Source organism: Nocardia sp. NPDC023852 (assembly GCF_040639505.1).
Classification (GTDB): domain Bacteria; phylum Actinomycetota; class Actinomycetes; order Mycobacteriales; family Mycobacteriaceae; genus Nocardia.
On sequence record NZ_JBFAAB010000012.1, the window covers coordinates 13613 to 37555 of the forward strand.

The following is a 23943-nucleotide window of genomic DNA, read 5'->3' on the forward strand; positions in this document are numbered from 1 at the left end:
GTTCGAATTCGACCCTTCCCCAAGATTTCGCCAAACATTCGGGGCGCGAGAGGGGATCTCCGTACGCGAACCTGCAGGATGCATAGACAATATCGTGCGTTCCTAGTTGACCCCATAACCAGATGTCCCCACCAATGTTTCGTGTGACCAGCACCTTGACCGTAGCTCGTAACCGGCAGGTTTCTGGTTCGAGTCCAGATGGGGGAGCACAAAAAAGCCCTCTACCAGCGCAAGCAGGTGGAGGGCTTTTTGGTTGCCCGGGGAAATCGCCCCAGATCGACTACTTTCCGACTACAAATGAGGGATTACTTTCCCTTCGTGAACTGGTCAAGGGCCTTTCTTGCGTCCGGTCCGACAGTTCGCCGTTCAAGAGCGCCTGCGGCGGCGCGTGCGCGCCGCCGCCGCGCAACCGGGCATCCCAGCTTTGCTGGTGGGAGCCCGGCGCGTCGGCGGCCCTCACGCGCTATCGGCAGTCACTCCGAGTTCTGATTGCTGAACGAATCACAGACCCCGGATTCGTCCCGGCACTCTGCCTGATCGACAGCCCCAGCCACGGCGACCCTACGGTGCTGCCGCACGAGCTTCGCTCGCTTTCCTCGTAAGACCAGCCTGCCGGACCCACGCACTTGGCCACCGAGCCCCTTTACCAGTCAGTTGTCTTCCGGGCGCCGGTGAGCAACGCTTGAATCCACAGGTATTGACAATTGCTCTGTCAGCGCGCCGGGCACTTCTATGATCGGCACTCGAAGGTGAACCACTCGTCGGTCAAGCGTTCGTCACTCTGTGCGTTGCATCCATCTTCGGCAGCAGCCCCACGGGGGCGGTGGACGAATCCGCCCGAACCCCCGGCGAACCCCCCTCCCTCGACGGCGAAGTAGGTGTTGGTGCCTGTCTTCCAGGTCTTGGTGACCTGATAGCTGCCGATGGTCCGTGCGTCTCGGGCAGCCGATCGGTAGTCGTCTCCGCTGTCGGAGTCGGCCCGGACTTCCGCGAGCGCGCGATCGAACGACGGCTGAGCAAAGTGCCAGCGGGCCTCCAGCGGACTGACGACGAATTGCGGTCCGATCACCGCCGCTACCAGGAGCGGAGCAGCAGTCGCCCAGAGCCGCGAACCCGCAGGGCGCCAGAGGCTGACGATCACCAGAATCAGCCACGCGATGGCCAGCATGGCGAGCAGCGCAATGAGTCCGAGGAACAAGGAGCTTCCGCCGCCGTTCGGCTTGCTCCCGATCCAGGCGAGGCCGGCGAGCACGCAGGCCGTAGGCGCGAGATGTATCCGGAGTGCCGTCATCGCGCCTCGTTCTGTGTGTGCCGATGTTTCGATATGAGGATGCCATGGGAGCTGCGCACAAAGGTGTCGAAAATGCGCAGATACCGGCGGTGAGGTCGGTGGTATCGCGACCGGTGGCCGCGTGGCCCTGTACTGGGTTGGCCTGCATTGTGATCCCGCGCCCCTCACACCTCGAGGGCGCATTCGCGTCAGCTCCGCTGATGGGCATTCGCCACCCTTGACCTGTGAGCCTCTGCGCGTGAAAGGCAGGCCATATCGGGCAGGCGGTGAGCCAGCCCCTTTGATGCGCAACCCAACCCAGAACAGGGCCAAGGGAAACGACTCACCTACTACTTTCCGACTACAAACGCCCGACGATTGGGGCGTACGACGGCATACGGCGGCGAATGATCCATCGCGAAACACACTGGTACCGGCGGGTTTACGGAGACATCAGCGGACAGTTATGGACCGCCGAGAGAACCGGCAGGTTTCTGGTTCGAGTCCAGATGGGGGAGCTGGGACCAGGGCGAACGCTACAGTTTGACCCTGGTTTTTCCTTTTGATGCCCGTAAGCGTCACGGAAACGTCACACCTCACTGACCTGCCGGCGCCGTCGGCGGCAGGACAATCCACATTCCCACGCGTCGGACTACTTCGCCCGGTCGGCTGCCGGTGTCGTGCTGGTGGTGGACTGCCGGCCCGCCCACCGAATCAAGCCGCGGGATGCCGACGCGTTCGCGGTGACGCGCGCCGCGTGTAATGGGCTCGGCTGCTTTCCGTTTGCGTTACCGTTCGTCTCTCCGACCACGACGCGGATCCGTATCCCCGGACCGGCGATGTCCGGACACCCTGCTTTGCCAGTTGCGGGGCTTACGGCGCGGTAGGAGCCGGTTCGGCGGCCGGGTAGTAGATCTCGCGGCGCAAGCGTTCTAGGTCCGGTGCTGCGGAAGCCGAGGCCGGTGTGTACCGATCGGCCTGATGCGCCTCGAGTGCTACGTTTGTCACGGTCGCGTAGAGAGACGCGTACTCCCTCCACTGGCCGGATAGGTCGGGAATCATGCGCAGGAGCGCGGGGAGGTAGCGGATTACCGATTCGAGCTGGGCGCGTTGCTGGCTTACCTGGCGCTGCACCTGCTCGATGGCTTCGCGGCGGGTGCAGCCGGTCTCATGCCGGATCGCCCTGACCAGATTGTAGGGGACTTGGTCGGCCTCGTCTCGATCCAACCCCGCCAGGTCGTTCTCGGCGGCGGTCACCGAGAAGAGCAGTTCTTCGAGACGGCGGATCACGGGGTGGTGGCGCAGCTTCGACGGCAGTTCCCAGTCTTGGTGCACCTCTACGCAAGCGAGGCCGGTGTCGAATCCAAGGGTCGACTTCCGCAGTGGCAGATAGTCGGCCGTGGGCGGGATGTAGCCGTTGATGCGATGGTGCGCTTCGCGTTCGGCTGCTTCGAACCACTCCTCGAGGTCGTCGAGGAACCGCTCCTGCCAGCGGGTGGTGCGGCCCTCGCGCAGGCGCGGCCACAAACTCGCCCATGCCGTCGGGATCGCGCCTGGCCTCCAGGGTGCCTGCGGATCCTGGCGCAGCGTAGCCACCATTCCGCGCCGCAGCGCGGTGACAGCTTCCGGGTCCGTCAGCTGCGGATCCTCGAACAAGTCATCCCACACAAAGAACAGCATCCCCACACCGATGGCGGTCTGTTCATGGGCCGCGTCCGCCGGGGTCGGATACTGGGCCGGGAATCGCCACACGCCTGTCCACCTGGGGTGGTCGGCCTCTGCCGCGGAGGCGACAAGGCCGGTGTCCACCAGCCAACTCCTCAACCATGACATGGCCTGCGGCGAGACGACCGCACTGTCGACGTGGGGTTGGTGGGGTGAGGACCCGGAGACGGCGCGGCGGGGAGTTCGCCGATCGAGTGCGGACCGGGCGTAGGCGATCATCGCGTCGCGGGCGCGCGGGTCGACGGGGAAGGCGGCAAGCTGACTAGCGGCCTGGTCGATGAATTCCTCAGCCATCGCCTGTGCTTCTTCCACCGTTCCGGAGGCGATGACGAGCGCACGGGCGCGTGCGGCTTGCTCACCCGTCATTGCTCGGCGCAGCAGGCGGGCAAGGCCCTGGTCGCGGGCGGCGGCGCGGATCACGGGAAGTGTGTAGATGCCCTCGGGCAGATCCGCGTTGACGGGCTTGCCCATTTCTTCGGTGGTCGAGGTCAGGTCGAGGATGTCGTCATACAGCTGGTAGGCCAGCCCGAAATGTCGACCGAACAAAGCCAACGCCTCTTCCTGCTCCTCGGAGCGGCCGACCTGCATCGCGCCGACCCGGCATGCCAGCGACAGCACCGCCGCGGTCTTGCCGTCGATCGCGTCCAAGTAGGACTGTTCACTGCGGGAGGCTACATACTGGTCGGCGGCCTCGATTACCATGCCCGCGCACATCTGCTCACTGGCGATCGTCGCCGCGAGAACTTCACGCTGGCCGAGTTCGGCCAGTATGCGCATGCCCGAGGACGTCACGCAGTCCCCACCCAATACCGCCATGTGCGATCCCCACACCGTATTGGCGCTGGGGCGGCCGCGACGCTGGTCCGCGTGATCGATGACGTCGTCGTGGTAGAGCGAACCCAGATGCAGCAACTCGACGCCGGCAGCGGCGCGCACCACCCGGTCGTCGGCTGGGGCTGCGGGGTCGGTGAGCAGGTAGTACGACAGCAACGTCAGAGTGGGGCGCACCAGGCGGCGAGAGGTGTCCGGTCCTTCGTCTGTGAGCGCGGTCAGTTCGGGCCTGCCGCGGAACTGCACGGGTCCGAGAACGGCACGGACGCGGTCCAGGTCCGCATCCAGATGCGGGAAGACAGCCGAATCGATTTCACGTGGCACGCGGGCACTCCTGACTGGTTACAACGTTCATCTACGACACCGCCGATCACTGGCAATTCGAAACTACCTGGTGCGGAAGATGTTGGTATCTGCCAATTTTGATGCCTCGTAGGGCGTAGCAGGAGCAGCCCGCCCGGTCCGCAGCGGCACCGGAGTCAGTATCGTGATCGGGGTGCCTGGTGTCGATGATTGCGGGCCTCGGTCGAGGAACGCGATGACGAGGCCGGGTACTACTCGTGTCGAGCGCTGTTTCAAGGCGTCGAGCAGACCGGCTGCGGCGGCGGTAGTGGTAGTGGTAGTGGTAGGTGAGGTACTGGCAGTAGGCGGCGACCTCGTCGGCGAGGGTGAAACCTGCAGGCAGTGAGGTGACCCCGCTGCGACCGGTGTCGCGGCAGTGCTGGCACAGTCCGTCGTCGCTGACGCGGTGTCCGTTCGGGTCGGTACGGAAGTGGTCGCTGCAGGCGCGTTCGCCGAAGCAGTAAACACACCCATCCCTGCAGCGGAGCCAGAGTGGTGTGGTCGTAGTCGAGACCGTTGCCGTTGGCGAGGAAATCCGGACTTCGACTCAGGGCCCGTCTCGCTCTGACGCCGTGGGCTCAGCCGTCGGAAAACCTTTGGTCGTGGCCGTGATTCCTCATGCACACTGCAGCCATGGTCGTACCGGAGAAGGCCGCGCGGGCGCCGAGCCAGGCCCGGGCGACGGGGCTGAGCCTGATCTCATGGGTGCTGTTCGCGAGTTCCGGCTCACTGGCCAAGGCAGTGATGGCGGTGGGCTGGTCCGCGGCCGAGGTGACCTCGGTGCGGATCGCGTTGGCCGCTGTACTGCTGGTGCCGGTGGTCGGGGCGCTGCGGCCACGGGCGCTGCAGTTCCGTCGCGCCGATCTCTGGCTGCTGCTCAGCTACGGCCTGCTCGGCGTCGCCGGGGTGCAGCTGTTCTTCTTTGTCGCCGTGGCGCGGGTTCCGATCGGGGTGGCGATGGTGCTGGTCAACCTGGCGCCCGCGCTGGTCGCCCTGTGGGTGCGGGTGGTGCGGCGCATCCGGCTGCCCGGGCTGGTGTGGCTGGGTATCGGGCTGGCCGTCGCCGGCTTGGCCTTGGTCGCGAAGATCTGGGAGGGCACCCGGCTGGACATGCTCGGTGTCGCCGCCGGGCTGGCCGCGGCGATCTGCTCGGCGGGGTACTTTCTGCTCGGCGAGCACGGCGCGAGCAGGCACGATCCATTCGGGCTGACCGCGGCTGGGCTGGCGATCGGCGCGGTGGTGGTGGTCGCGATCAGCCCGCCGTGGACGCTGCCCTCCGGCCTCACCGACCCGGCGGTACTCGGCGGCCTGCGGACCCCGGTATGGCTGGCGCTGCTGCTGCTGGCCGTGGTCGGCACCGTGCTGCCCTACCTTGCCGGGCTGCGGGCGCTGCGGGATCTGCCCTCGGCCACGGCCAGCGTGCTGGCCATGGTGGAACCGCTGGTCGCCGCGGGGCTGGCCTGGCTGCTGCTCGGCCAAGCGCTCGGGCTGACGCAACTGGCCGGGTCGGTGATACTGCTCATCGGCGCGGTGCTGGTGCAGTTTGCCCGGCCGGGAACCGCTCCTGGACAATCGGGCGGCCGTTCTATGCCGGCGCACGAGAAGCGAGTCGCGAGCAGGCTCTACGCGAGGCTCTACCGACCGGGGCGACGAACAGCCGGAGCATGCGGTGCGTGTGCTTATATGTGGGACGTTGTACCTGAACGGCCGAAGCCGCCGACAGTTTCGGGTCCACCGTCAGACGGATGAAACCAGCGGGTGAGATCAACGCCCGCACCGCGATCCGAGGTGAGTCAGCGGCCAGGGTCCGTAACCGATACAGCATGCCCTCGACCACGCGGCGATTGTTGGCGAAATTGCGGCCGACCCGCCCCTCTGACCTCGGCAACAGCTGTTCCAGCAACTCCCACTGCTGGTCCGTCAGGACGAGACACCGGCCGGCAATCGCGCCAACCATGCCGAACCTTCCGCCATCTTCTCGATGCCACCCGCAGAAATCCCGTCGTCGACTGCGTGGCTCAGGGAACGGCGGTGAACAGCTCGTAGCTGTGGCCGTCGGGCTCGCGAACGTAGACGCCGCGCCCGCCGGCCAGGTGGTTGATCTGCCGGTCCCACCCGCGTTCCGGGCCGGAGCCGTACTCCACGGCAGGCCATTTCGCCAGCCTCCCCAGCACGGCATCGAAGGTGTCGTCATCAATGAGGAAGGCGTAATGACCAGGCTCGACCCGCCCACGGTCGTCGAAGTCGAACGTCAGATCGTCGTTGACTCGCACAGGCACGAACGGCCCGGTTGGAGCGGATACCACCAGCCCCATCAGTTCGGCGAAAAAGGTTGCCGCGGCCTGCTTGTCGGTCGTCGGAACGATCGTGTGATTGAGAACGATGGACATCGATGCCTCCTGTGTCGTGGACCCCGAAAGGTCATTTATATGCGATACGCATACAAATATAGGTGCGTATCGCATACAATGTCGAGGGTGGGAACACGTGACACTCGAAGCACCTCGGCCACGGCCGACACCGCCGCGGTCGACGGTGGCCCGGCCCTGTTTCGGCTGGTCCGTTTCTGGTCACGCCGCTGGAGCAACCAGGCACTCACGCGAGTAACCCGGGAACCGGATGGAGAGCTGCGGCGGGTGCAGCACATTCAGGTCGTAGAAGCCGTTGCTGCCGTGCTATGGACAGGTGAGGAAGCGGCAGTCACCGATGTTGCCGAGCAGCTCGGTCTCGACCACTCCGGCGCCAGCCGCATGGTGCGTGACGCCGTCGCGGCCGGATACCTTGCCCGCGGCGACTCCACTCGCGACCGTCGCCGCGTCGTCGTTCGACTCACCGACAGCGGACACGAGCTGCTGACTGCATCCCACGACTGGCAACGCCGCTGCTTCGACCAGCTCACCGCAGCGTGGAACGATCACGACCGCAGCCAATTCGCCAGCTACCTGCAACGCCTCGCCGACGAGACGATCCAGTGAATCGATCGGCCGCGCAAGCGCCGCGAAATCTATTGGGAGATGCTGCCTAGGTATGCTGCGAAGGCTTGGTTTGGCGGGTGGCCGATAGATCGTGGGGGTGGCTAGGCGATTGGCGGAGTTCAACAGTGGTGGCGCGTTGCGGGCGGAGATCGCGGCCTTCTATGCCGGTTTCGGGCAGCCTGAGGTGCTGCAGGCGGCGTTTCGGCAGGCTGCTCTGTTGGTGCCGTTGGTCGATGATGATCGCCTGTACATCTCTCGGGTTGGGGGCGTTGATTGGATTTGCGCGTTCACCGGCGTCGAGGAGTACGCCCACTACATGGCTGCGCGGGGTGTCGCTGGTGATCAGCAGTATCGATATCACTCGCTGTTGGGATCGCGGCTGGCCCAGTACGCGGCTGGGCGGTCGGAGCCGACAGGTGTGGCGGTCGATATCACCGGTTCGGCGCCGATGGCGTTTCCACCGCAGGTGTCGGACTATTCCGCTGGGGACGGGAGGTAGCGGCGGTGGGGGATCAGTTGAATGTTGATCCCGCGGTGCTGCAGCAAGCTGCGGATGGGATCACCGGGGTCATCGGTGAGTTGTCGGATCTGGGTGTGGGGGAGACCGGGGCGATGGGACGCGGGTTCTCTTTGTTGACCCTGTCGCCGATGGAGGCGGGTAAGGCATCGGTGCAGAGCGCTTTCGAGGCCTTCACCGAGCGTTGGTCGTGGGGTGTGCGGGCGCTGGTGCAGGCGGGCAACGAGATCGCGAAGACGTTGGGGTTGGCGGCGGGGCGCTATCACATCATGGATGAGAAGTTCTCGAACACGTTCAAGGAGATGTTCACGCAGCTGACGGGGAACCCGCATCTGTCGAAGGAAGAGATCGATGCGCGGTCGTGGGCAGACACGTTGGCCGACAATCAGTTCAACCAGGTCCGCCACACCGACTACAGCGCCGAGTCGTTCCAGAATGCCTTCACCCATATCGGCACGAATGTGGAGGTGATCGAGGCGGTGGGCCCGGATGCGTTGGGGAACAGCGGTCCGATACCGGGGATTCCGCGGCATTGGAATACCGGTGCTGCCGAGCGGGCGGCGGAGATCATGAATGGTCGAGGTGGGGGCGATAAGTGAGTGGTCTCGGTGATTTCGTCAACAAGGTCGGTGACGCGGTCGAGCACGGCGTCGAATCGGTCACCCAGAAGGCGGGCGAGCTCGCCGACGCTGGTTTGGACGCGGCGGCGGGGCTGGCGAGCAAGGCCGGTGCCGACGGGGTCGCGGAGAACCTCGACGACCTCGGTGACAAGATCGCAGATCTCGCCGGCGGTGAAATCAAAGAACGCGAACTCGGGCACACCACCGACCCGAAAGAACTGATCCGGGGCGAGCCCTCGGCGATCCACGACGCCGTCGAGATGTTGCAGAAGATGGGCGACTCGATCGGCAAGACCGGTGACGCCTTGCGGACAGTCAACACCGCGGACTGGACCGGGTCGGCGGCTGAGGAGTTTCACACCGAGTTCGCGAAGCAGCCGAAGCTGTGGTGGGCGGGCGCCGACGCGATGCACAAAGCGTCGGGTGTGCTCGACGGCTGGTACCACGAGGTCACTGCGGCACAGACGAAAGCAGCCGATGCGATCGCGAGATGGGAAGCGGCCGATACCGAGGAAATCACCAGGAAGAATCAGTGGAACGCCCTGTCCGACGAGCAGAAACGCAAGACACCTCTGACCGACACGTGGACCTCGATCCGGAACGAGGCTCGCGAGATCCTGCGCGGTGCACGCTCACAGCGTGATAATGCAGCAGCATCGGCTGAGGCGGCGCTGGCGGCGGCGACCGAGGCCGCCCCGACCGAGCCGTCGTTCACCGAACGCTGGTCGAACAATGTCTCGGATCTGTCGGGGGCGGTTGATCAGGCGAAGCTGAACTTCACCTCCGGATTGCTGACCAGTTTCACCGGGATCGTGCAGTTCGTGCGTCAGGTCAGCCCGATCGACGCTTACAACCTGACCCATCCGGCCGAATACTTGTCGGGAATGTCGGATCTGGGCACCGGGCTGGTGGTCGCGGCGGCTGATCCCGGGGCGACGGTGTCCTCGATCCTGTCCGGTGCGCGCAAGAACCCGTCGGAATTCCTAGGCTCGCTGACCGGTGACCTGATCACCACAGTGGGCACCGGCGGTGCCGGTGCGGCTAAACCCGCGCTGTCGGTGCTGGACAAGATCGGTGACGTCTCGAAGGTCAGCAAGACCACCCATGCCGTAACCAGCGCGGCCGAACACGTCCCACACACCACACCACATACCCCGAGCAGCGCCCCGGCAACCCACACCCCCTCGTCGGCCCCGCACGAACCGGGCACACCAGCGAGCACACACCCGACAACGGAAGCGCCATCACCAACCTCGACCGGCAACGAGCCGGGCACTCCGACCGGAACCCATCCGAGCACCACCGAGCCGGGCCCACAACCACACGCGACAACCGAGTCGCCGACGCAACCGGGAACGACCAACCCGTCATCTGAAACGTCCACGCACACAGCGGACTCCAGCACACGAGGACCCGACAACAACGCACCGGGGCACACTCAGCCGGACACGCCACAGCAGGCGCACCCCGAACAGGCGGCGCCCGACTCGCACCCTGGCGGTAAACATCCCGGCGACCCGCCCCAAACACCACATCAGCAGCCCTCCGCCACACCTGCGGTTCGACCGGATACCGAGGTGTCCTCGGGGCCGAACCCGAGTTACGACACACCCGGCCACCACCCCAACCCAGACTCCAGTCCGCGTGTTCACACCGATTCACTCGACACCCCAACAGATCAGGGTGACGGCAGTCCGCATCAAACCCACGACGGGACAGAACCCACACACCCGGACGGGGACGGCACGAATCCCAATGGACACGACAATCCCGCCCAGGAAAACCCACCGGAGCGTCATGATTCATCCCAGGAGCACCCGACTCTGCAGGAGCGTGCCGACGCTGACCAAGGCGCCGGTGACACCGCCCGTGAGAACGGTGCGGATAACGACCGCACCGGGGGAGAGAAAACCTGCTCCGAAGACCCCGTCGATATCGCGACCGGCGAATTTTTGCTCCCTGAAACCGATGTCGACCTTTCCGGTGTCCTCGCACTAACTCTGCGGCGCACGCATCGCTCGAACTACCGGTACGGCCGCTGGTTCGGCCCCTCGTGGGCGACCACCCTGGACATGCGTCTGGTCGTCGAGCACGAAGGAGTCACCTTCCTCGGTGAGGACGGCATCATGCTGGCCTACCCGCACCCCGAGGTCGGTGCCGCTACCGACCCGGTGACCGGTGGACAGGCGTGGACGCTGACCCGAACCGAGGTCGGCGGTTATCGCATCTGGGATCAACAGCGGGAAATACTTTGGCATTTCGCGCCCGAAACGACTCTCGATGGCATCGAGTCGCGCCTGGGCAACTACGCCATCTCCGCGATCACCGACCGCCACCGCAACCGGATCCGCTTCCACTACGACACCGACGGCGCACCGGTCGAAGTGTCACACTCCGGCGGATACCGAGTACGCATCGACACCGCAGCAGGACGCGTCACCGGATTGTCCGTAGTCGGCACCGACTCCGACGGCGTTGAGACCCGAACCCAATTAAGGGAATTCGGGTACGACGCAGGCCAGCTGTCGGCGGTTGTGAACGCTGTCGGCGCTACCACGAGCTACACCTACGATGACGAACATCGGCTGAGGTCCTGGACCGATTCCAACGGCAACCAGATGGTCAACACCTACGACGAATCCGGACGTGTCATCTTCCAGCGCGGAACCGCCGGGATCCTGGACACCGACTTCGACTACCTCGAATTCCCCGACGGAACTGGCCGTCTCACCACGGTCACCGACTGCCTCGGAGCCACCACATCCCACGGCTTCGATCGAGACTTTCGCCTGCGCGACCTCGTCGACCCCGCCGGCGGCCGCACTCATACCGACTACAACGCCGACCGCAAACCACTGAAGGTCACGGCGCCGGACGGGGCGGTGACCCGATATCGGTACACCGGCGAGGGCGACATCGCCGAAATCATCCGTCCGGACGGCCGCACCGTCGAAATCGAGTACATCTGGCGCAACCGGCCAACCCGAGTCACTGACGCCGACGGCACTGCGCGACAACAAGAATGGGACAAGGCAGGCAACCTCGCGGCCGTTATCGACCCGGCAGGAGCCAGGACCGAGTACACCTACCACCCCAACGGGGCGATCGCAGAGATCATCAGTGCGGTCGACACACGCACCTGCATCGAAGTCGACGCCGCAGGCCTGGCCGTGCAGGTTACCGACTCATCTGGGGCAATCACACGCATCGAGCGAGACTGCTGTGGCCGCCCGATTCGAGTCACCGACCCGCTGGATGCCCAGACCCACTATCAATGGGGTCCTGACGGAAAACTGATGCGCCGGGTTGACCCGGACGGGTATGCCGAGTCGTGGACCTACGATGGCGAAGGCAACCCTCTCACCCATACCGACCGCGCAGGCAACCTCACCCACTTCACTTATGGCGCCTTCGACCTACTGCACTCCCGCACCGATCCCGACGGCGCTACCACCCGCTACATATGGGATAGCAAGCGTCGTCTCACCAACGTCATCAACCCCCTCGGCCAGGCTTGGACCTACGGCTACGACCCAGCCGGGCGCCTGATCACCCAGACCGACTACACCGGCGCCACCACCCGATACACCCACGACGCCGCCGGACGAGTCACCTCGATCACCCCGGCCACCGGCGTGACCCGCCACCAGACTCATGACATCCTTGGCCGCCTCACCGCGGTTACTACCGACACCGGCGACTGGATCAGATACAGTCACGACCTCGGTGGACGAGTCCTGACCGCAGTCTCGGGATTAGACGAAGATCCCACCCACACCCTCGAATTCACCTACACCGCCACCGGCCAACTCGCCTCACAACAACTCGACGACCAACCGGCGATGCGCCACGACCACGACCACTCCGGTCGCCGCATCCGTCGCATCACCCCCGCCGGCGCCACCACGGGCTGGGACTACGACAGCACCGGCAAAGTCCGCGGCCTTACCACCGACGGACACAAACTCGCCTTCCACTACGACCCGATCGGGCACCTCAACAGCTGGCGCGTCGGCGAAATCGCTATCCACCGAACGCTTTCCGATATCGGCCGCGTTACCAGCCAGCAGGTAATCGCCCACCCCGCCACATCACTGAACCTCGACACCGGACCGCGGCTCAGCCCCCGGACACTCCGTCACGACGAATACGCCTACCGACCCGACGGCTACCTCGTCAACCACACCCTCACTCGCCCCGACACCAATTCTGTGGTGAGCGATTACATCCTCGACCCTGCCGGGCGCGTCACATCGATCACCCGCGACAGCACGCTCGCCGAGCAATACACCTACGACTCGCTCAGTAACATCACCAGTGCGCTGCAATCAGGGCTACCTGACAACACCAGCGCGACGGCGACGGTTGCCGCCCCGCACGATTTCTCTACGCCTCAGCTCGTATCTGAGGTAGACAGCCGCCGTGAATACCGCAACAACTTGCTCATCCGCGACGGCCGCACCCGCTATCACTACGACAGGGCTGGCCGTCTCATCCGCAAGACCACCGCCCGGCTGTCCCGTAAAGCTGACATATGGCACTACCGGTACAACTCTTTCGACCAACTCACCGATGTCTGGACCCCAGACCGCCAATGGTGGCATTACACCTACGACGCACTCGGTCGCCGAACCACCAAACAACACCTCACCAACGACGGGGCTGTCCTCGAACGCGCCGACTACACCTGGGACGGCACGCATCTCATCGAACAGCGCGCCGACGGGGTCTCGACCCGATGGCAATACCAACCGAATTCCCATACCCCCGTCACCCAAGCCACTGACCAAGACGCTTCCGACCGCGAGTTCTATGCCATAGTCACCGACCTCGTCGGTACGCCCACGGAAATCATCAATCCTGATAGCGCCGCAACAGCGAGCACCACGACTATCGATCTATGGGGCCGCATGGTGTGGCGCGGCCAGGTAGCCACGCCACTAAGGTTTCCCGGCCAGATACACGATCCCGAAACTGGCCTCCACTACAATCTTCGCCGCATATATGATCCTGCCACGGGCAGATTCCTTACCGAAGATCCGCTCGGTCTATCACCGGCGCCGAATCCCAGTACCTATCCCCACAACCCGACAGTATGGGCGGACCCTCTCGGCCTGCTGCCCGACGGCTGTAATCATAAGTACTACCGCTCCATGAGTGAGTCCGACTTCGAAACACTACAGAATACTGGAAGACTGCCCCCCACAAGTGAAACATTTATCTCACCGACTCAAGCATTTTCTGATTCCTATGCTGGTCGACTCGTCGAATTCGAGCTCCGTCCGGGAGTAATCGACGAGCTGGCCGAAATTGGTGTGAGGAACAGTGCGCGAGCTGTTCGCGAATTGTATCCCGATATGCCTATGGTGTCGAAGGGGTGGGCCGACTTTGCCGCTCATTTCAAGGGTGAGGGTGTGCAGCACATCAATATTGGATTAGGTCGAGGTCCTGCATTGGAAATATTCAACGACGCCATAGTCAAGTGGAGGGAGATATTTAGATGACTCCAGAGGATGAGAAGGTCATACTTGGGCTGGTTTACAATCCGTCCAGTCAGAAGCGGGTTGGTTCAGCGGAAGAAGTTCTCCGTCACTTCGGAACGAGCGATGGTCGCGAACTCGGATTGGCGCTGCTGAAAGAAGCGGCCGAAAATCGCGATGCCGACGGTGTCGAGCTCGCCCTGATTGTGAGCTCAGAGTTCGGGCTCACAATGGACTATCTCGATACATTGATGCAATTGAGTTCAGCCGACTGGCATTACATGCATGAGGCCGTGGTGTCGAGACTGGGGCAGCTTCGAACGTCTGCTGCCGTTGACGCGCTATATCGAGCTGCAACCTGGATTCCGGATTATCTCGAATACGACGAGAACAGGGCCCTTGCAACAAAAGCGATCTGGGCGCTTGGCGACACACCTGGGCCGGAATCTGAAGCCGCTTTAGTTCGGCTGCGCGAATCGGATAGTCCGATTGTGCGGCGGGGAGCCGAAGCGCAGCTCGGGCGCAGGAAAAAATCTGCAACGTAGGAAAGGGTCCGCATACCATTCGTTGAAACTGGGGTAAGCCACATGTTGCGGATGGCTACAAACCGTCATCACCCAAGGGCGATAGAAACCTCGGCCACTGGTCAGTGTGTGACGGCTCCGGTACCCATTCCTAGTAGCTCGCGCAGATCAGATGGGGTCGGGTACGGCTTTTCCGCGGGCAGGCGATCGGGAACGTGCCTCCCGGCGGCTGCCTCACGTCCGATCTCATGGGCGAGTCCGGTTACGTCTTCGATCCCGACGATCCACTCGTCGCAGTAGCGATTCACCGCTTCGCCGGAAAGTCCCACCTGCAGCGATCGGAATGGTAAGGGACGAAATGCGATGTCGCGCTCGGGATCCCATTGAATCCGAACCGGCGCGGCCAAGCTGGTCTTCCATTGAGCATGGTCTTGATGCACAGCGCTGTCGAAGTGCGCAAACGCCGAATGGCGAAGTGCCCATTCGAAACCGGAGCGAGAGATCCGGACGGCCAGTACATGCTCCTGTCCGGGCTTACTGGCCCAGCCGGATCGGTACATCATCCACAGGAACGATGGCTTGACCCACGTCATGCGCTCCCGCTTGAAGGCGCTCGGGAACCGTCCAGAAGCCGCAGCGGGAACGGCAATCTGCGGGCCGTACGCCTGGTACACCGTAATCGTATCGGCATCGTATACGCCACGGATCTCACGAAAGGGCCTGTCCACGGAAGCCATGGTTGCATGTCGATCGGCTAGAGCTAGGTTATTTTCGACACCGGTTCAGATTTCGCAGGCCACGGGGTGATGGGGTGTGGCTGCAGCGGGCAGCGTACTCGGCCGGGGTCGGGTAGCCCAGCGCGAAGGGTTGGTGCCAGCAGTTGTGCCTGTGCTTGAAGTCGCCGATGACGACCCGGGTCTCGAGCAGGCTGGTCCCACTCGGCAACCAACCGCTCGGCCGTGATCGACCACTCCATGAGGTGCAGCAGCCGTTGTTTGCGATCCGGCGGCTCTGGTGGTGGAGACTTGGGCGGGACCTCATTCTCCGGTCATTCGGCTACGAGTCCTGTCGGCTCGTAGGTGACGATGCGGGCTGGGTCCTTACCGCATTTCGGGATCCGATCAACAAATTGCTGGCAAAACGCCGTAGCCGGTCTCCTCAACTCCACGCCGACAGCACGTCAGCGGCGTTCCACACCAGGTCGACGGTATCGGCGATGGTGCGTTCGATATCGGTCAAGGACACCACGACCAATGCTGTTTCGCGCGGGACAAAGCCTGGCACATTGGCGACCCCGCGAGTCAGTTCGGCTAGGTCGTGGCGGTCGAACGGGGTAGCGAGCCATTTGATCGATCCGGCGAAGATCACGCGATTGGCAACGGGGGAGCGGTCGGCGCCGATGAGGTCTATCTCGGGGTTGAATGCGCGGTTCCACCAGCCGCCGACCGCGGTGACGCCGTTCCAGGGCAGCGTTCCCGCGAGCGCGGCCAGTTCGAGCCCATCTCGTACGAGGGGTTCGACAGCTTTGCCGCGCCAGGAGGTCCAGCGTCGAGTGAACAATTCATAGGCCGCGTTGCCTCGCCCCCGTCGAACAAGGTCCTGAACCGAGCGCAGGGCGGCGAGGTAGAGCCGCAGGTTGCTGTCAGCGACCCGGTAGAGTGCTGGTTTCCCGGGTTTGGCCGACAGTGGCTGGTCTACTGACAGCACCTGCTTGTCCGCCGAAAGTCGGTGTAGCAGGGGCGATAATGATCCGGAGGGCAATGCGCCGTTGCGGCTGCCCGCCGCGGCCGCGATGGTGGCGTGGGTGCGTTCCCCGCTGCCGATCGCTTCGAGTACACGTCGCGCTTGGTCGGGTGCGGGGAACTCGGCCAGGAGGGTGGACTCGGGCACTCCGAACAGCGCCGCGGCGGGATCGCCGCATTCGCGTCGGACGAACTGAAGCGGCGGCAGTCCATGCGGCCAGCTACGCAAGATGCCTGGCAGCCCGCCAGTGATCAAATGTGCGTCGATGCTCTGGGCTGCGTCTAGTCCGAGAGCGCGACCGACTTCGGCTGGGTTGAGCGGATCGAGTACGAGGTTGTCGGCTCGCCCATAGAACGGGCGATCGTAAGCGGTGAGTCGTTCCATCATGTGGATGTCACTGCCCAGCAGTAGCAGCAAGACCGGCCGGTGCTGCAGCAACCTGTCCCACGCCGTTTGCAACGCGCCGTCGAAGACCGTGTCTTGTTCTGCTAGCCAAGGCAGTTCGTCGATCACGACGATGGCCGGTGTATCACCGAGCGAGGCCGCCAACAGTCGGAATGTGTCGGTCCAGCCGCTGATGCCCTCGGGGAGGGTCTCGGGATCGGGTGCGATCCCGGATCTCTTCAACTCCGCCAGGAAAATCGCGAGTGATTCGGAGACCGGCATACCTTTGGTGGCGGTGAAGTACAGGTATGGCACTTGCGCCGTGTCGCAGAACTCCTGAACCAGCCGCGATTTTCCGACTTGTCGGCGCCCTCTGATCGCAATGGCGCCGCCCCTGCGGGACTCCGCGACACGCTGCAAGCGAGTCCGCAGCAGTCCTAGCTCGACACTCCGGCCGACGAACCCTGATGTCAACGCCCGCTCCTGAGACGAGTCTATGTATATGAGATCTATATAGACTCAATCTACATTACGTGGGCCCGTGTGCGGGCGCTGTGGTCATTGCCCTCCCTTGCGCTGTCGCCTCAGTTTAGCTACAAAATGTAGACTACAAAATGTAGCTTAATGTGCGAGCGGGAGGAAACCACAGTGGAACAGTCGAAACCAGTGCTGATCATGGGCGGTTCGGGCCAGGCAGGCGCGGACACCGCCACCATCCTGCGCCGGTGGCACCCAACACTGCCGCTGACAATCGCGGGCCGCGATCTCGATCGCGCGCAGCGCGTCGCCGACGAACTCGGCGCCGCGACGGCCGTGACTATTGATCTACGGCGCAGCGATCTCGGGCTCCCTGCTGACCACAACTACTCGGCGGTGGTGGCGGCACTGTGGGACAACCGCCTGAACGGGCTGCGCTATGCACAGCACCACGGGTTGCCCTATCTGAGCATCTCCAGCGGTTTGCTGGATATCGCACCGGAGGTCGTCGCGAGCGGCCAGCGGGCAGGTGCCGCGCCGATCCTGGTGGCCAGCCACTGTTTCGCCGGTATCCTCGTCCTCGCGACGCTGGACTCGGCCAGGGAGTTCGACCGGATCGACACCATCCGGATCAGCGCCGTACTGGATGAAACCGACACCGGCGGGCCTGCGGGGATAGCGGATTTGCAGCGCCTGGCGGCAGCCCCCTCGGGGGGACTTGTCCGCCGCGACGGCGTCTTCACCTGGGTCACCGGCCCCGAAGCCGAGGTGGGCGTACCCAGTGTCGACGGCACTGTCCTGCCCGGCCAGATCCTCGCCTTCCTCGACGTCCCGAGCCTCGCCCTCGCGACAGGCGCACCGAACGTCCTCTTCGAATTCGCGGTCGGTGAAACCGCGAGCAGACGTCGTGGCGAACCCGCTTCTACCGAGGTCAGGATCGACCTCGAGGGAACCGATCCCACGGGCGCCCCGCTCAGCACGAGCTGCTACCTCGTCCACCCGGCGGGGCAGCGCCCCTTGACCGCACTCGGCGTCGCACTCGGCGTCGAACGATTGCTCGGTCTGCGCGGCGAAGCCGTGGCGCCGGGCATCCACACCCCGGAGGCATTACTCGACCCGGCCTACGTGGTAGAGCGGATGGTAGAGATCGGCACTACGTTCGTCGGCGCACGAGGCGACAGCTGAACGCCCTGACGAGGTGACTGTAATGACATGCTGTTCGAATTGAATTCATGCTGACGGCCGGGATTCGCCGCCCTCCGGCGTCGGACGGGTATCGTCCGGTCCCGGTATCACGAACATGCCGGAATGCCGTGGCGCGGACTAGAGCAGTCAACGGACGGGAAAGGGGTTCGAGCAACAGCAAGTCGCCGGTCCATCGGCGAGGTGGTGCGGGTCGGGAGAAGCTGCGACCAGGGTGAACGCATCAGTTCGACCCTGGTCTGGTCCGTTTCGGGGCCCGAGCGACACGGAACCGGGTTGCGCCGGCGTATGGCCGTTCGGGTGAGGACAACCATGGTCGCGCTCGAGACGTGGTCAGGTGCCGGCGACGCCGTCCGGAGGTAGGTGACCAGGCTCACGATCTGGTATCGACAGCTCATGGAAAAGGCTGCTGACCAGCAAGTTCCGAGTAGGGTGCGTGGTCTGTCGGCGGGAAAACCGGGTGATTTGTGTCGGTGCCGACCGGAATACTGACCCGCGCCCGATGAGTTCGATCAGCCGACGCCGTCTCAACCGCTGTGGCGCCGGGACGCGATCCGGTGACTCGGCAACGGGCCACGCACTCCTGCCAACGTCCATACTCCGGAGGTATCCGATGTCCGCCGAACCATCCGCTCCCGCCTCGGGAGGACGGACACCGACCGTCATCCGGGTCTTGGTGCTCGCGACTTTCGTGGTGATCCTGAATGAGACCATCATGATCAACGCGATCCCGCGGCTCATGGAGGACCTCGCGGTCACCGAGCGGGCGGCGCAATGGGTGTCCACCGCATTCATGCTGACGATGGCGGCGATCATCCCGGCCACCGGCTGGTTTCTGCAGCGCGTGTCGACCCGGCAGGCTTACGCCGTGGCGATGGGGGTCTTCCTGGCCGGTACCGCGCTGTCGTCGGTCGCGCCGTCGTTCGCGGTGCTGCTACTCGGACGGATCATCCAGGCCGGCGGCACCGCGGTGATGATGCCGCTGCTGATGACCACACTGATGACGGTGGTGCCCGAGCATGACCGCGGCAGGGTGATGGGCAATGTCACTCTGGCCATTTCGGTGGCACCCGCGATGGGGCCGGTGATCTCCGGAGTGGTGCTGCAGATCGGTTCGTGGCGTTGGCTTTTCGTGCTGGTGCTGCCGATTGCAGGGGTGATCACCTGGCTGGGCCTGCGCCAGCTCGAGAACGTCGGTGAACCGCAAGCCGGGGGAATCGACTCGGCCAGCGTGGCACTGGCCGCGCTCGGGTTCGGTGGGCTGGTGTTCGGGCTCAGCCGGTTCGAGAGTGGCAATCTCACCAGCCCGGCGCTGATCGTCGCCGCGGGCTCGGCCCTCATCGCCGCGTTCGTGTTCCGTCAGTTGCGGCTGCAGCGCAGCGGCACTCCGTTGCTGGATCTGCGGGTCCTGCTGTCGGGCATCTACACGAAGGCGCTGGTTCTGATGTCGGTCGCGTTCATGGCGATGCTCGGGTCGATGATCCTGCTGCCGTTGTACCTGCAGAACCTGCGTGGTCTGAGCCCATTGCAGACCGGCTTGCTGGTGATGCCGGGTGGGTTGGCGATGGGTCTGCTCGGACCGACCATTGGGCGCTTGTTCGACCGGTTCGGCGGACGCTTGCTAGTGATTCCGGGGTCGATCGGGATCGCCGCGTCGCTGGCCGGGTTCACCCAGATCTCGATGACCATGCCGTACTGGCAGCTACTGGCTCTGCATATTCTGCTGATGGTGTCGCTGGCCGCGACCTTCACCCCGGTCTTCACTCTCGGCCTCGGCGCGCTTGCGCAGCACCTGTATTCGCACGGCAGTTCCATGCTCGGCACCCTGCAGCAGGTCGCCGCGGCTTTCGGTACCGCCCTGGTGGTGACGGTGATGTCGGCCCGCAGCTCCACGCTCGTCGCCGATGGCGCCGATCCCGTCACCGCTCACCTCGATGGCATGCGCCTGGCCTTCCTCGTCTCCGCAGCCTTGGCGCTGATCGTGATCGTCATGGCAGTGCTGTTGCCGAGCCGGGCCGTCATCCCGGAGGAAGCCGAGGAGCCCGAGACAACGACACCCGAACTGGTCAAGGGCTGAACGGGATTCGGCACGACGAAGCCCCTGGCTGCATCATCGAAGGCCAGGGGCTTCGTCGCGCCTACGGCCTGCGTCAGGACGGTTGCAGCCGTGATGCGATGGCAGCGCCGCTGGTGGTATGGATCGCGGCCGGTCATCTGACGCTCGAACCGGTCGGCCACCTCACCGATTCCGGGTTCGCCATCGAGTATTCGACGCAGGTGTCAGGTCTTGCCGGTGGCGCTGCGGATAATGTCAGGCCGAGGCGGATATCGGCCGCGGCGGTCGCCTGGAGCGCGTCTCGATATCAGCGAAATGAGCCGACATCGCCGCTTGCGCGGCCTCTGGGTCACCCGCGCGTAGCGCGTGCAGGATCAGGCGGTGTTTGGCGATGATCTCGGAACGCTTCCACGTGGTGGGGCGTAGATCGGCGTCGATCTGGTGGTAAACAGTCCAGAACAGATCGATGAGCTGGGTGGCGATCTCGTTGTCCACCCGCTGGTACAACGTCAGATGGAACCTGCGATCCGTTTCGGCCAGATTCCCGGTCTCCATCTCGGTGATCGCGTCTTCGAGGTCCGCCAGGAACTGGTCGTCGGCCAGCCGCGCCGCCTCGGCGATCAGCGCGACCTCCAGTATTCGGCGCACCTGGACCAGCTCCGCCAGGTCGTCGGCGTCATGCCGGACCGCCTGCTGGGCCCGGAACCGCAAGGCGGGCAACATCGCGGTCATCGGTGCATGCCCGACCACGGTGCCGTGGCCGTGCCGAATGTCGACGATCCCCAGCGTATGCAGGGCCCGCAGGGCCTCGCGCACCGAGTTGCGGCTAGCCCCTAGTTCGGCCATCAGCTGCGGTTCCGGCGGCACCACATCGCCCGGTCCCAGACCGCGTTCGAGAATCAGGTTGACAACCCGCTCCTGCAGTGACATCCCTCGCGGACCTCTTCTGGCAACCATGCCGTCAACTTGTTCGTCTCAGAGGACATGGTACGACTCGGGGCTCGGCGAGCCGATCTCACCGTGGCGACGTCGGCCTTGACTCTCCTTGGTCCGCCTTCTACCGTCATGAGACATCCCACGTCCTATGACCAAGACTTCGCCTTGCGTCGGATGACGGACTTTTCGATCGTCGCCGAGCGTGCTACGGCACACCGGTTCACCCATCCAGAGGCATTGGAGCCGACTATGGCAACGACGTTCCGGGGCATCGTCCCGCCGGTGTGCACTCCGCTACTCGACAACTTCGGTGTCGACGTGCGATCTCTGTGCACGACAGTGGATTTCCTGCTGGCGGCGGGTGTGCACGGTCTGTTCGTACTCGGCTCCACCAGCGAGGTCGCCTATCTTCCCGATCGCCATCGCGCGCTGGTGGTGGAGACGGTGGTGGACCACGTCGCCGGACGTGTTCCGGTGCTCGTCGGATGTATCGATACGACGACGTTGCGTGTCGCCGAGCACATCGACATGGTCGGCCGAGCAGGCGCAGACGGTGTGGTGGTCACCGCGCCGTTCTATGCCCGGACCCATCCCGCCGAAATCGAGCTGCACTATCGGATGTTGCGTGACCGGACCGAGTTGCCGGTCATCGCCTACGACATTCCAATCGCGGTACACAGCAAACTGGACTCGGACCTGGTGCTCCGCTTGGCCGAGGATGGGGTGCTGGCCGGAATCAAGGACTCCAGCGGTGCCGATGCTTCTTTCCGTGCTCTCGTGCTGGGCAAGCAGGATCGCAAGTTGCACGACTTCGCCGTGCTCACGGGCTCGGAACTTCTGGTCGACACGATGCTCGCACTCGGTGCCGACGGAGCCGTCCCTGGGCTGGCGAACGTGGATCCGGCAGGCTTCGTCGCCGTCTACCGACACATGAGCAATGGCGATTCAGCTGCGGCGCGGTCCGAGCAGGAGCGGCTGCTGCGCCTGTTCTCGATCGTCGATGTCGGTGCACCGGACCGGATGGGCCGCGGTTCCGCCGCGTTGGGGGCATTCAAAACCGCGATGAAGCTGCGGGGGGTGATCGGCAACGCCGTGACGGCACCACCGCAGCTTCCGCTCGATGACGGAGAGGTCGAGCAGATCGAGGCGATCCTTGCCGAAGCCGGCCTGCTGCCCTGACGAGATTCGGTGTGGACACTCCCGTGACCAGTGATGCGGAATCCGCTCGGGCCCAGGCACTTCCGTGGTATCGGCAGATCGAGGTGCAGCAGTGGAAGTCATTCACGGCCGCCTGGCTCGGCTACCTGCTCGACGGTTTCGATTTCGTGCTGATCACCTTGGTGTTGACCGAAGTCGAACAAGCCTTCGGGCTGACTACGGCCCAGGCGGCGAGCCTGGTGTCGGCCACGTTCATCTCCCGCTGGGCGGGTGGTCTCGCGCTGGGCGCGCTGGGCGACCGTTACGGCAGGCGGCCGGCCATGGTGGCCTCGATCGGACTGTTCAGCGTCGGCACCCTCGGCTGCGGGCTGGCGCCGTCGTTCGGTGTGTTGTTCGTCGCGCGGCTGATCATCGGGCTCGGGATGGCCGGAGAGTACGGCGCCAGCTCCACCTATGTGATCGAGTCCTGGCCGACGCAGCTGCGGAACAAGGCAAGCGGGTTCCTGATTTCCGGCTATTCGATCGGAACTGTCGTGGCGGCCGGTGCCTACGCCCTCGTGGTTCCCGTCTTCGGCTGGCGCGCGTTGTTCCTGATCGGAGTCGCGCCGATCATTGTCGCCGTCTGGTTGCGGCGCAGTCTGCCGGAGTCACGGGATTGGGAAGTCACAGCCGTTCCGCGAGAGTCGTCATCGGCGTTGCATGTGCTGTTTCGTGGAGGTAGGGCGGCAGTGAATGCCGTGCTCGCCGCAGTAGCGTTCGCCGCGCTGTTGCTGATATTCACCAATGCGGTGCACGGCGTCGTGGTGGTTGTACTCGCGGTAGCGGCCGCACTGGTCTTCGTGTCATACACGGTGCAGATCAATGGTGCCCGCTGGCCGACCGCGGTCACCTTGATGGTCACGGTATTCGCCGCGTTCCTGTACTCGTGGCCGATCCAGGCACTACTGCCCACGTACCTGAAGAGCGATCTCGGGTACAGCCCTGGCCACGCCAGTATGGTGTTGTTCTTCGCCGGATTCGGTACGGCTGTGGGCTGTTGCGTTGCCGGATTCGCTGGTGACCGGTTCGGGACGGCGCGGGCATACTGGGTGAGCCTGGCGCTGTCGCAGCTGCTGATTTTCCCTGTCTTCGCTGTCGGCGGCGCGAGTCTGGTCCTGCTCGGCGTTCTGCTGTTTATCCAGCAGATGTTCGGCCAGGGGATTTCCGGCCTGCTACCGAAATGGATCGGCGGATACTTCGCCGTTCGCGAGCGCGCCGCGGGCTTGGGGTTCACCTACAACGTCGGGGCCCTCGGCGGAGCGGTGGCACCGGCCCTCGGCGTGGCTTTGACCGAGCGCATCAGCCTTGGTACCGCCCTGGCGATGTTGTCATTCGGGTTGACGCTCGTGGTCATGATGCTCATTGCGGCCGACGCCCCGACCCGCGTACAGCGATGGCTGGGGCCAGATGCTGTGTGGGTCGGAGACACCATCGACGGCAGTACGCGCGGTGTGGCTCCCGCCCAGTCGGATCCCGAGTAACCACTTCGGCGAATCGAACCAGTGCGTCGGCTATCGGGCCGAGACCGGATCAACGTGTTGTTCCTGCGCACCTGGCCCGACTTCTACGGTGTCGCGCCAGCCGATCCCCAACGGAGAAGGGCAAATTCGGGGTCGCCCCGCTGCCCGACGAAGACGGCATCGGCGCCTCCGTGCTCGGGGGC

16 protein-coding genes and 1 pseudogene are annotated in these 23943 nt (G+C 64.3%); 10 read left to right on the forward strand and 7 right to left on the reverse strand.

The genetic code is table 11. The annotated features are described in order from the left end of the window. Window positions 1-730 precede the first annotated feature (730 nt). Both AB0H00_RS17670 and AB0H00_RS17675 read right to left on the reverse strand, forming a co-directional pair. Complete coding sequence (locus tag AB0H00_RS17670) at window positions 731-1291, reverse strand: hypothetical protein (RefSeq protein ID WP_357267214.1); 561 nt, start codon at window positions 1289-1291, stop codon at window positions 731-733. 852 nt (window positions 1292-2143) lie between these two features. After that, window positions 2144-4150 carry a polyprenyl synthetase family protein gene (locus AB0H00_RS17675; protein ID WP_357267217.1) on the reverse strand — a complete coding sequence of 669 codons (2007 nt, stop codon included), beginning with the start codon at window positions 4148-4150 and terminating at the stop codon, window positions 2144-2146. Between the two features lie 651 nt (window positions 4151-4801). On the opposite strand from AB0H00_RS17675, the gene AB0H00_RS17680 reads away from it, so the two are divergent. Then, entirely contained in the window at window positions 4802-5917 is a 1116-nt protein-coding gene (locus tag AB0H00_RS17680) for an EamA family transporter (RefSeq protein WP_357267220.1), read from the forward strand. Window positions 5918-5984: 67 nt separating this feature from the next. Here the strand turns inward: AB0H00_RS17680 and AB0H00_RS17685 are convergent. Together AB0H00_RS17685 and AB0H00_RS17690 are read right to left on the reverse strand one after the other, a co-directional pair. Beyond that, a pseudogene (locus AB0H00_RS17685) lies at window positions 5985-6125 on the reverse strand (hypothetical protein); the annotation flags it as partial. A gap of 61 nt (window positions 6126-6186) precedes the next feature. Next, window positions 6187-6558, reverse strand: a complete 372-nt coding sequence (locus tag AB0H00_RS17690; RefSeq protein WP_357267223.1) for a VOC family protein — start codon at window positions 6556-6558, stop codon at window positions 6187-6189. A gap of 87 nt (window positions 6559-6645) precedes the next feature. Here AB0H00_RS17690 and AB0H00_RS17695 point away from each other — a divergent pair, with 87 nt between their 5' ends. The 5 genes from AB0H00_RS17695 (at window position 6646) to AB0H00_RS17715 (ending at window position 14305) form a co-directional block, all read left to right on the forward strand. Next, window positions 6646-7143 (forward strand): MarR family winged helix-turn-helix transcriptional regulator, encoded by a 498-nt coding sequence (locus AB0H00_RS17695; RefSeq protein WP_357267225.1) that lies wholly within the window; start codon window positions 6646-6648, stop codon window positions 7141-7143. A 97-nt stretch (window positions 7144-7240) separates the two neighbouring features. Further along, complete coding sequence (locus tag AB0H00_RS17700; RefSeq protein WP_357267228.1) at window positions 7241-7642, forward strand: hypothetical protein; 402 nt, start codon at window positions 7241-7243, stop codon at window positions 7640-7642. A gap of 5 nt (window positions 7643-7647) precedes the next feature. After that, the gene (locus AB0H00_RS17705; RefSeq protein ID WP_357267231.1) at window positions 7648-8259 is read left to right on the forward strand and encodes a type VII secretion target; all 612 of its coding nucleotides are present in this window, start codon (window positions 7648-7650) and stop codon (window positions 8257-8259) included. Then, the gene (locus tag AB0H00_RS17710) at window positions 8256-13784 is read left to right on the forward strand and encodes a putative T7SS-secreted protein (protein WP_357267234.1); all 5529 of its coding nucleotides are present in this window, start codon (window positions 8256-8258) and stop codon (window positions 13782-13784) included. Before AB0H00_RS17705 ends, AB0H00_RS17710 begins: the two co-directional genes overlap by 4 nt. Further along, window positions 13781-14305: a HEAT repeat domain-containing protein gene (locus AB0H00_RS17715; protein ID WP_357267237.1), complete on the forward strand. Its 525-nt coding sequence runs from the start codon at window positions 13781-13783 to the stop codon at window positions 14303-14305. The genes AB0H00_RS17710 and AB0H00_RS17715 overlap by 4 nt, the downstream gene beginning before the upstream one ends. Window positions 14306-14406: 101 nt before the next feature. Here AB0H00_RS17715 and AB0H00_RS17720 read toward each other — a convergent pair whose 3' ends face one another. Continuing rightward, window positions 14407-15012, reverse strand: coding sequence for a DUF4291 domain-containing protein (locus tag AB0H00_RS17720; RefSeq protein ID WP_357267240.1), 606 nt, complete (start codon window positions 15010-15012; stop codon window positions 14407-14409). A gap of 430 nt (window positions 15013-15442) precedes the next feature. Then, window positions 15443-16885 (reverse strand): ATP-binding protein, encoded by a 1443-nt coding sequence (locus AB0H00_RS17725; RefSeq protein ID WP_357267243.1) that lies wholly within the window; start codon window positions 16883-16885, stop codon window positions 15443-15445. Between the two features lie 174 nt (window positions 16886-17059). Between AB0H00_RS17725 and AB0H00_RS17730 the strand changes: the two genes are divergently transcribed. Both AB0H00_RS17730 and AB0H00_RS17735 read left to right on the forward strand, forming a co-directional pair. After that, window positions 17060-18073 (forward strand): saccharopine dehydrogenase, encoded by a 1014-nt coding sequence (locus tag AB0H00_RS17730; protein WP_357267246.1) that lies wholly within the window; start codon window positions 17060-17062, stop codon window positions 18071-18073. A 631-nt stretch (window positions 18074-18704) separates the two neighbouring features. Further along, complete coding sequence (locus AB0H00_RS17735; protein ID WP_357267249.1) at window positions 18705-20168, forward strand: MDR family MFS transporter; 1464 nt, start codon at window positions 18705-18707, stop codon at window positions 20166-20168. Between the two features lie 234 nt (window positions 20169-20402). On the opposite strand, the gene AB0H00_RS17740 is transcribed toward AB0H00_RS17735, so the two are convergent. After that, window positions 20403-21077, reverse strand: a complete 675-nt coding sequence (locus AB0H00_RS17740) for an FCD domain-containing protein (RefSeq protein WP_357267252.1) — start codon at window positions 21075-21077, stop codon at window positions 20403-20405. 135 nt (window positions 21078-21212) lie between these two features. Between AB0H00_RS17740 and AB0H00_RS17745 the strand changes: the two genes are divergently transcribed. Then, complete coding sequence (locus tag AB0H00_RS17745) at window positions 21213-22262, forward strand: dihydrodipicolinate synthase family protein (RefSeq protein WP_357267255.1); 1050 nt, start codon at window positions 21213-21215, stop codon at window positions 22260-22262. A 23-nt stretch (window positions 22263-22285) separates the two neighbouring features. Beyond that, window positions 22286-23761: a sialate:H+ symport family MFS transporter gene (locus AB0H00_RS17750; protein WP_357267258.1), complete on the forward strand. Its 1476-nt coding sequence runs from the start codon at window positions 22286-22288 to the stop codon at window positions 23759-23761. Window positions 23762-23943: the final 182 nt, after the last annotated feature.

Coding starts and splice junctions, on each gene's coding strand:
- AB0H00_RS17690 (WP_357267223.1), bottom strand. CDS start 6,558: ATGTCCATCGTTCTCAATCACACGATCGTTCCGACGACCGACAAGCAG.
- AB0H00_RS17670 (WP_357267214.1), bottom strand. CDS start 1,291: ATGACGGCACTCCGGATACATCTCGCGCCTACGGCCTGCGTGCTCGCC.
- AB0H00_RS17740 (WP_357267252.1), bottom strand. CDS start 21,077: ATGTCACTGCAGGAGCGGGTTGTCAACCTGATTCTCGAACGCGGTCTG.
- AB0H00_RS17735 (WP_357267249.1), top strand. CDS start 18,705: ATGTCCGCCGAACCATCCGCTCCCGCCTCGGGAGGACGGACACCGACC.
- AB0H00_RS17745 (WP_357267255.1), top strand. CDS start 21,213: ATGAGACATCCCACGTCCTATGACCAAGACTTCGCCTTGCGTCGGATG.
- AB0H00_RS17680 (WP_357267220.1), top strand. CDS start 4,802: ATGGTCGTACCGGAGAAGGCCGCGCGGGCGCCGAGCCAGGCCCGGGCG.
- AB0H00_RS17715 (WP_357267237.1), top strand. CDS start 13,781: ATGACTCCAGAGGATGAGAAGGTCATACTTGGGCTGGTTTACAATCCG.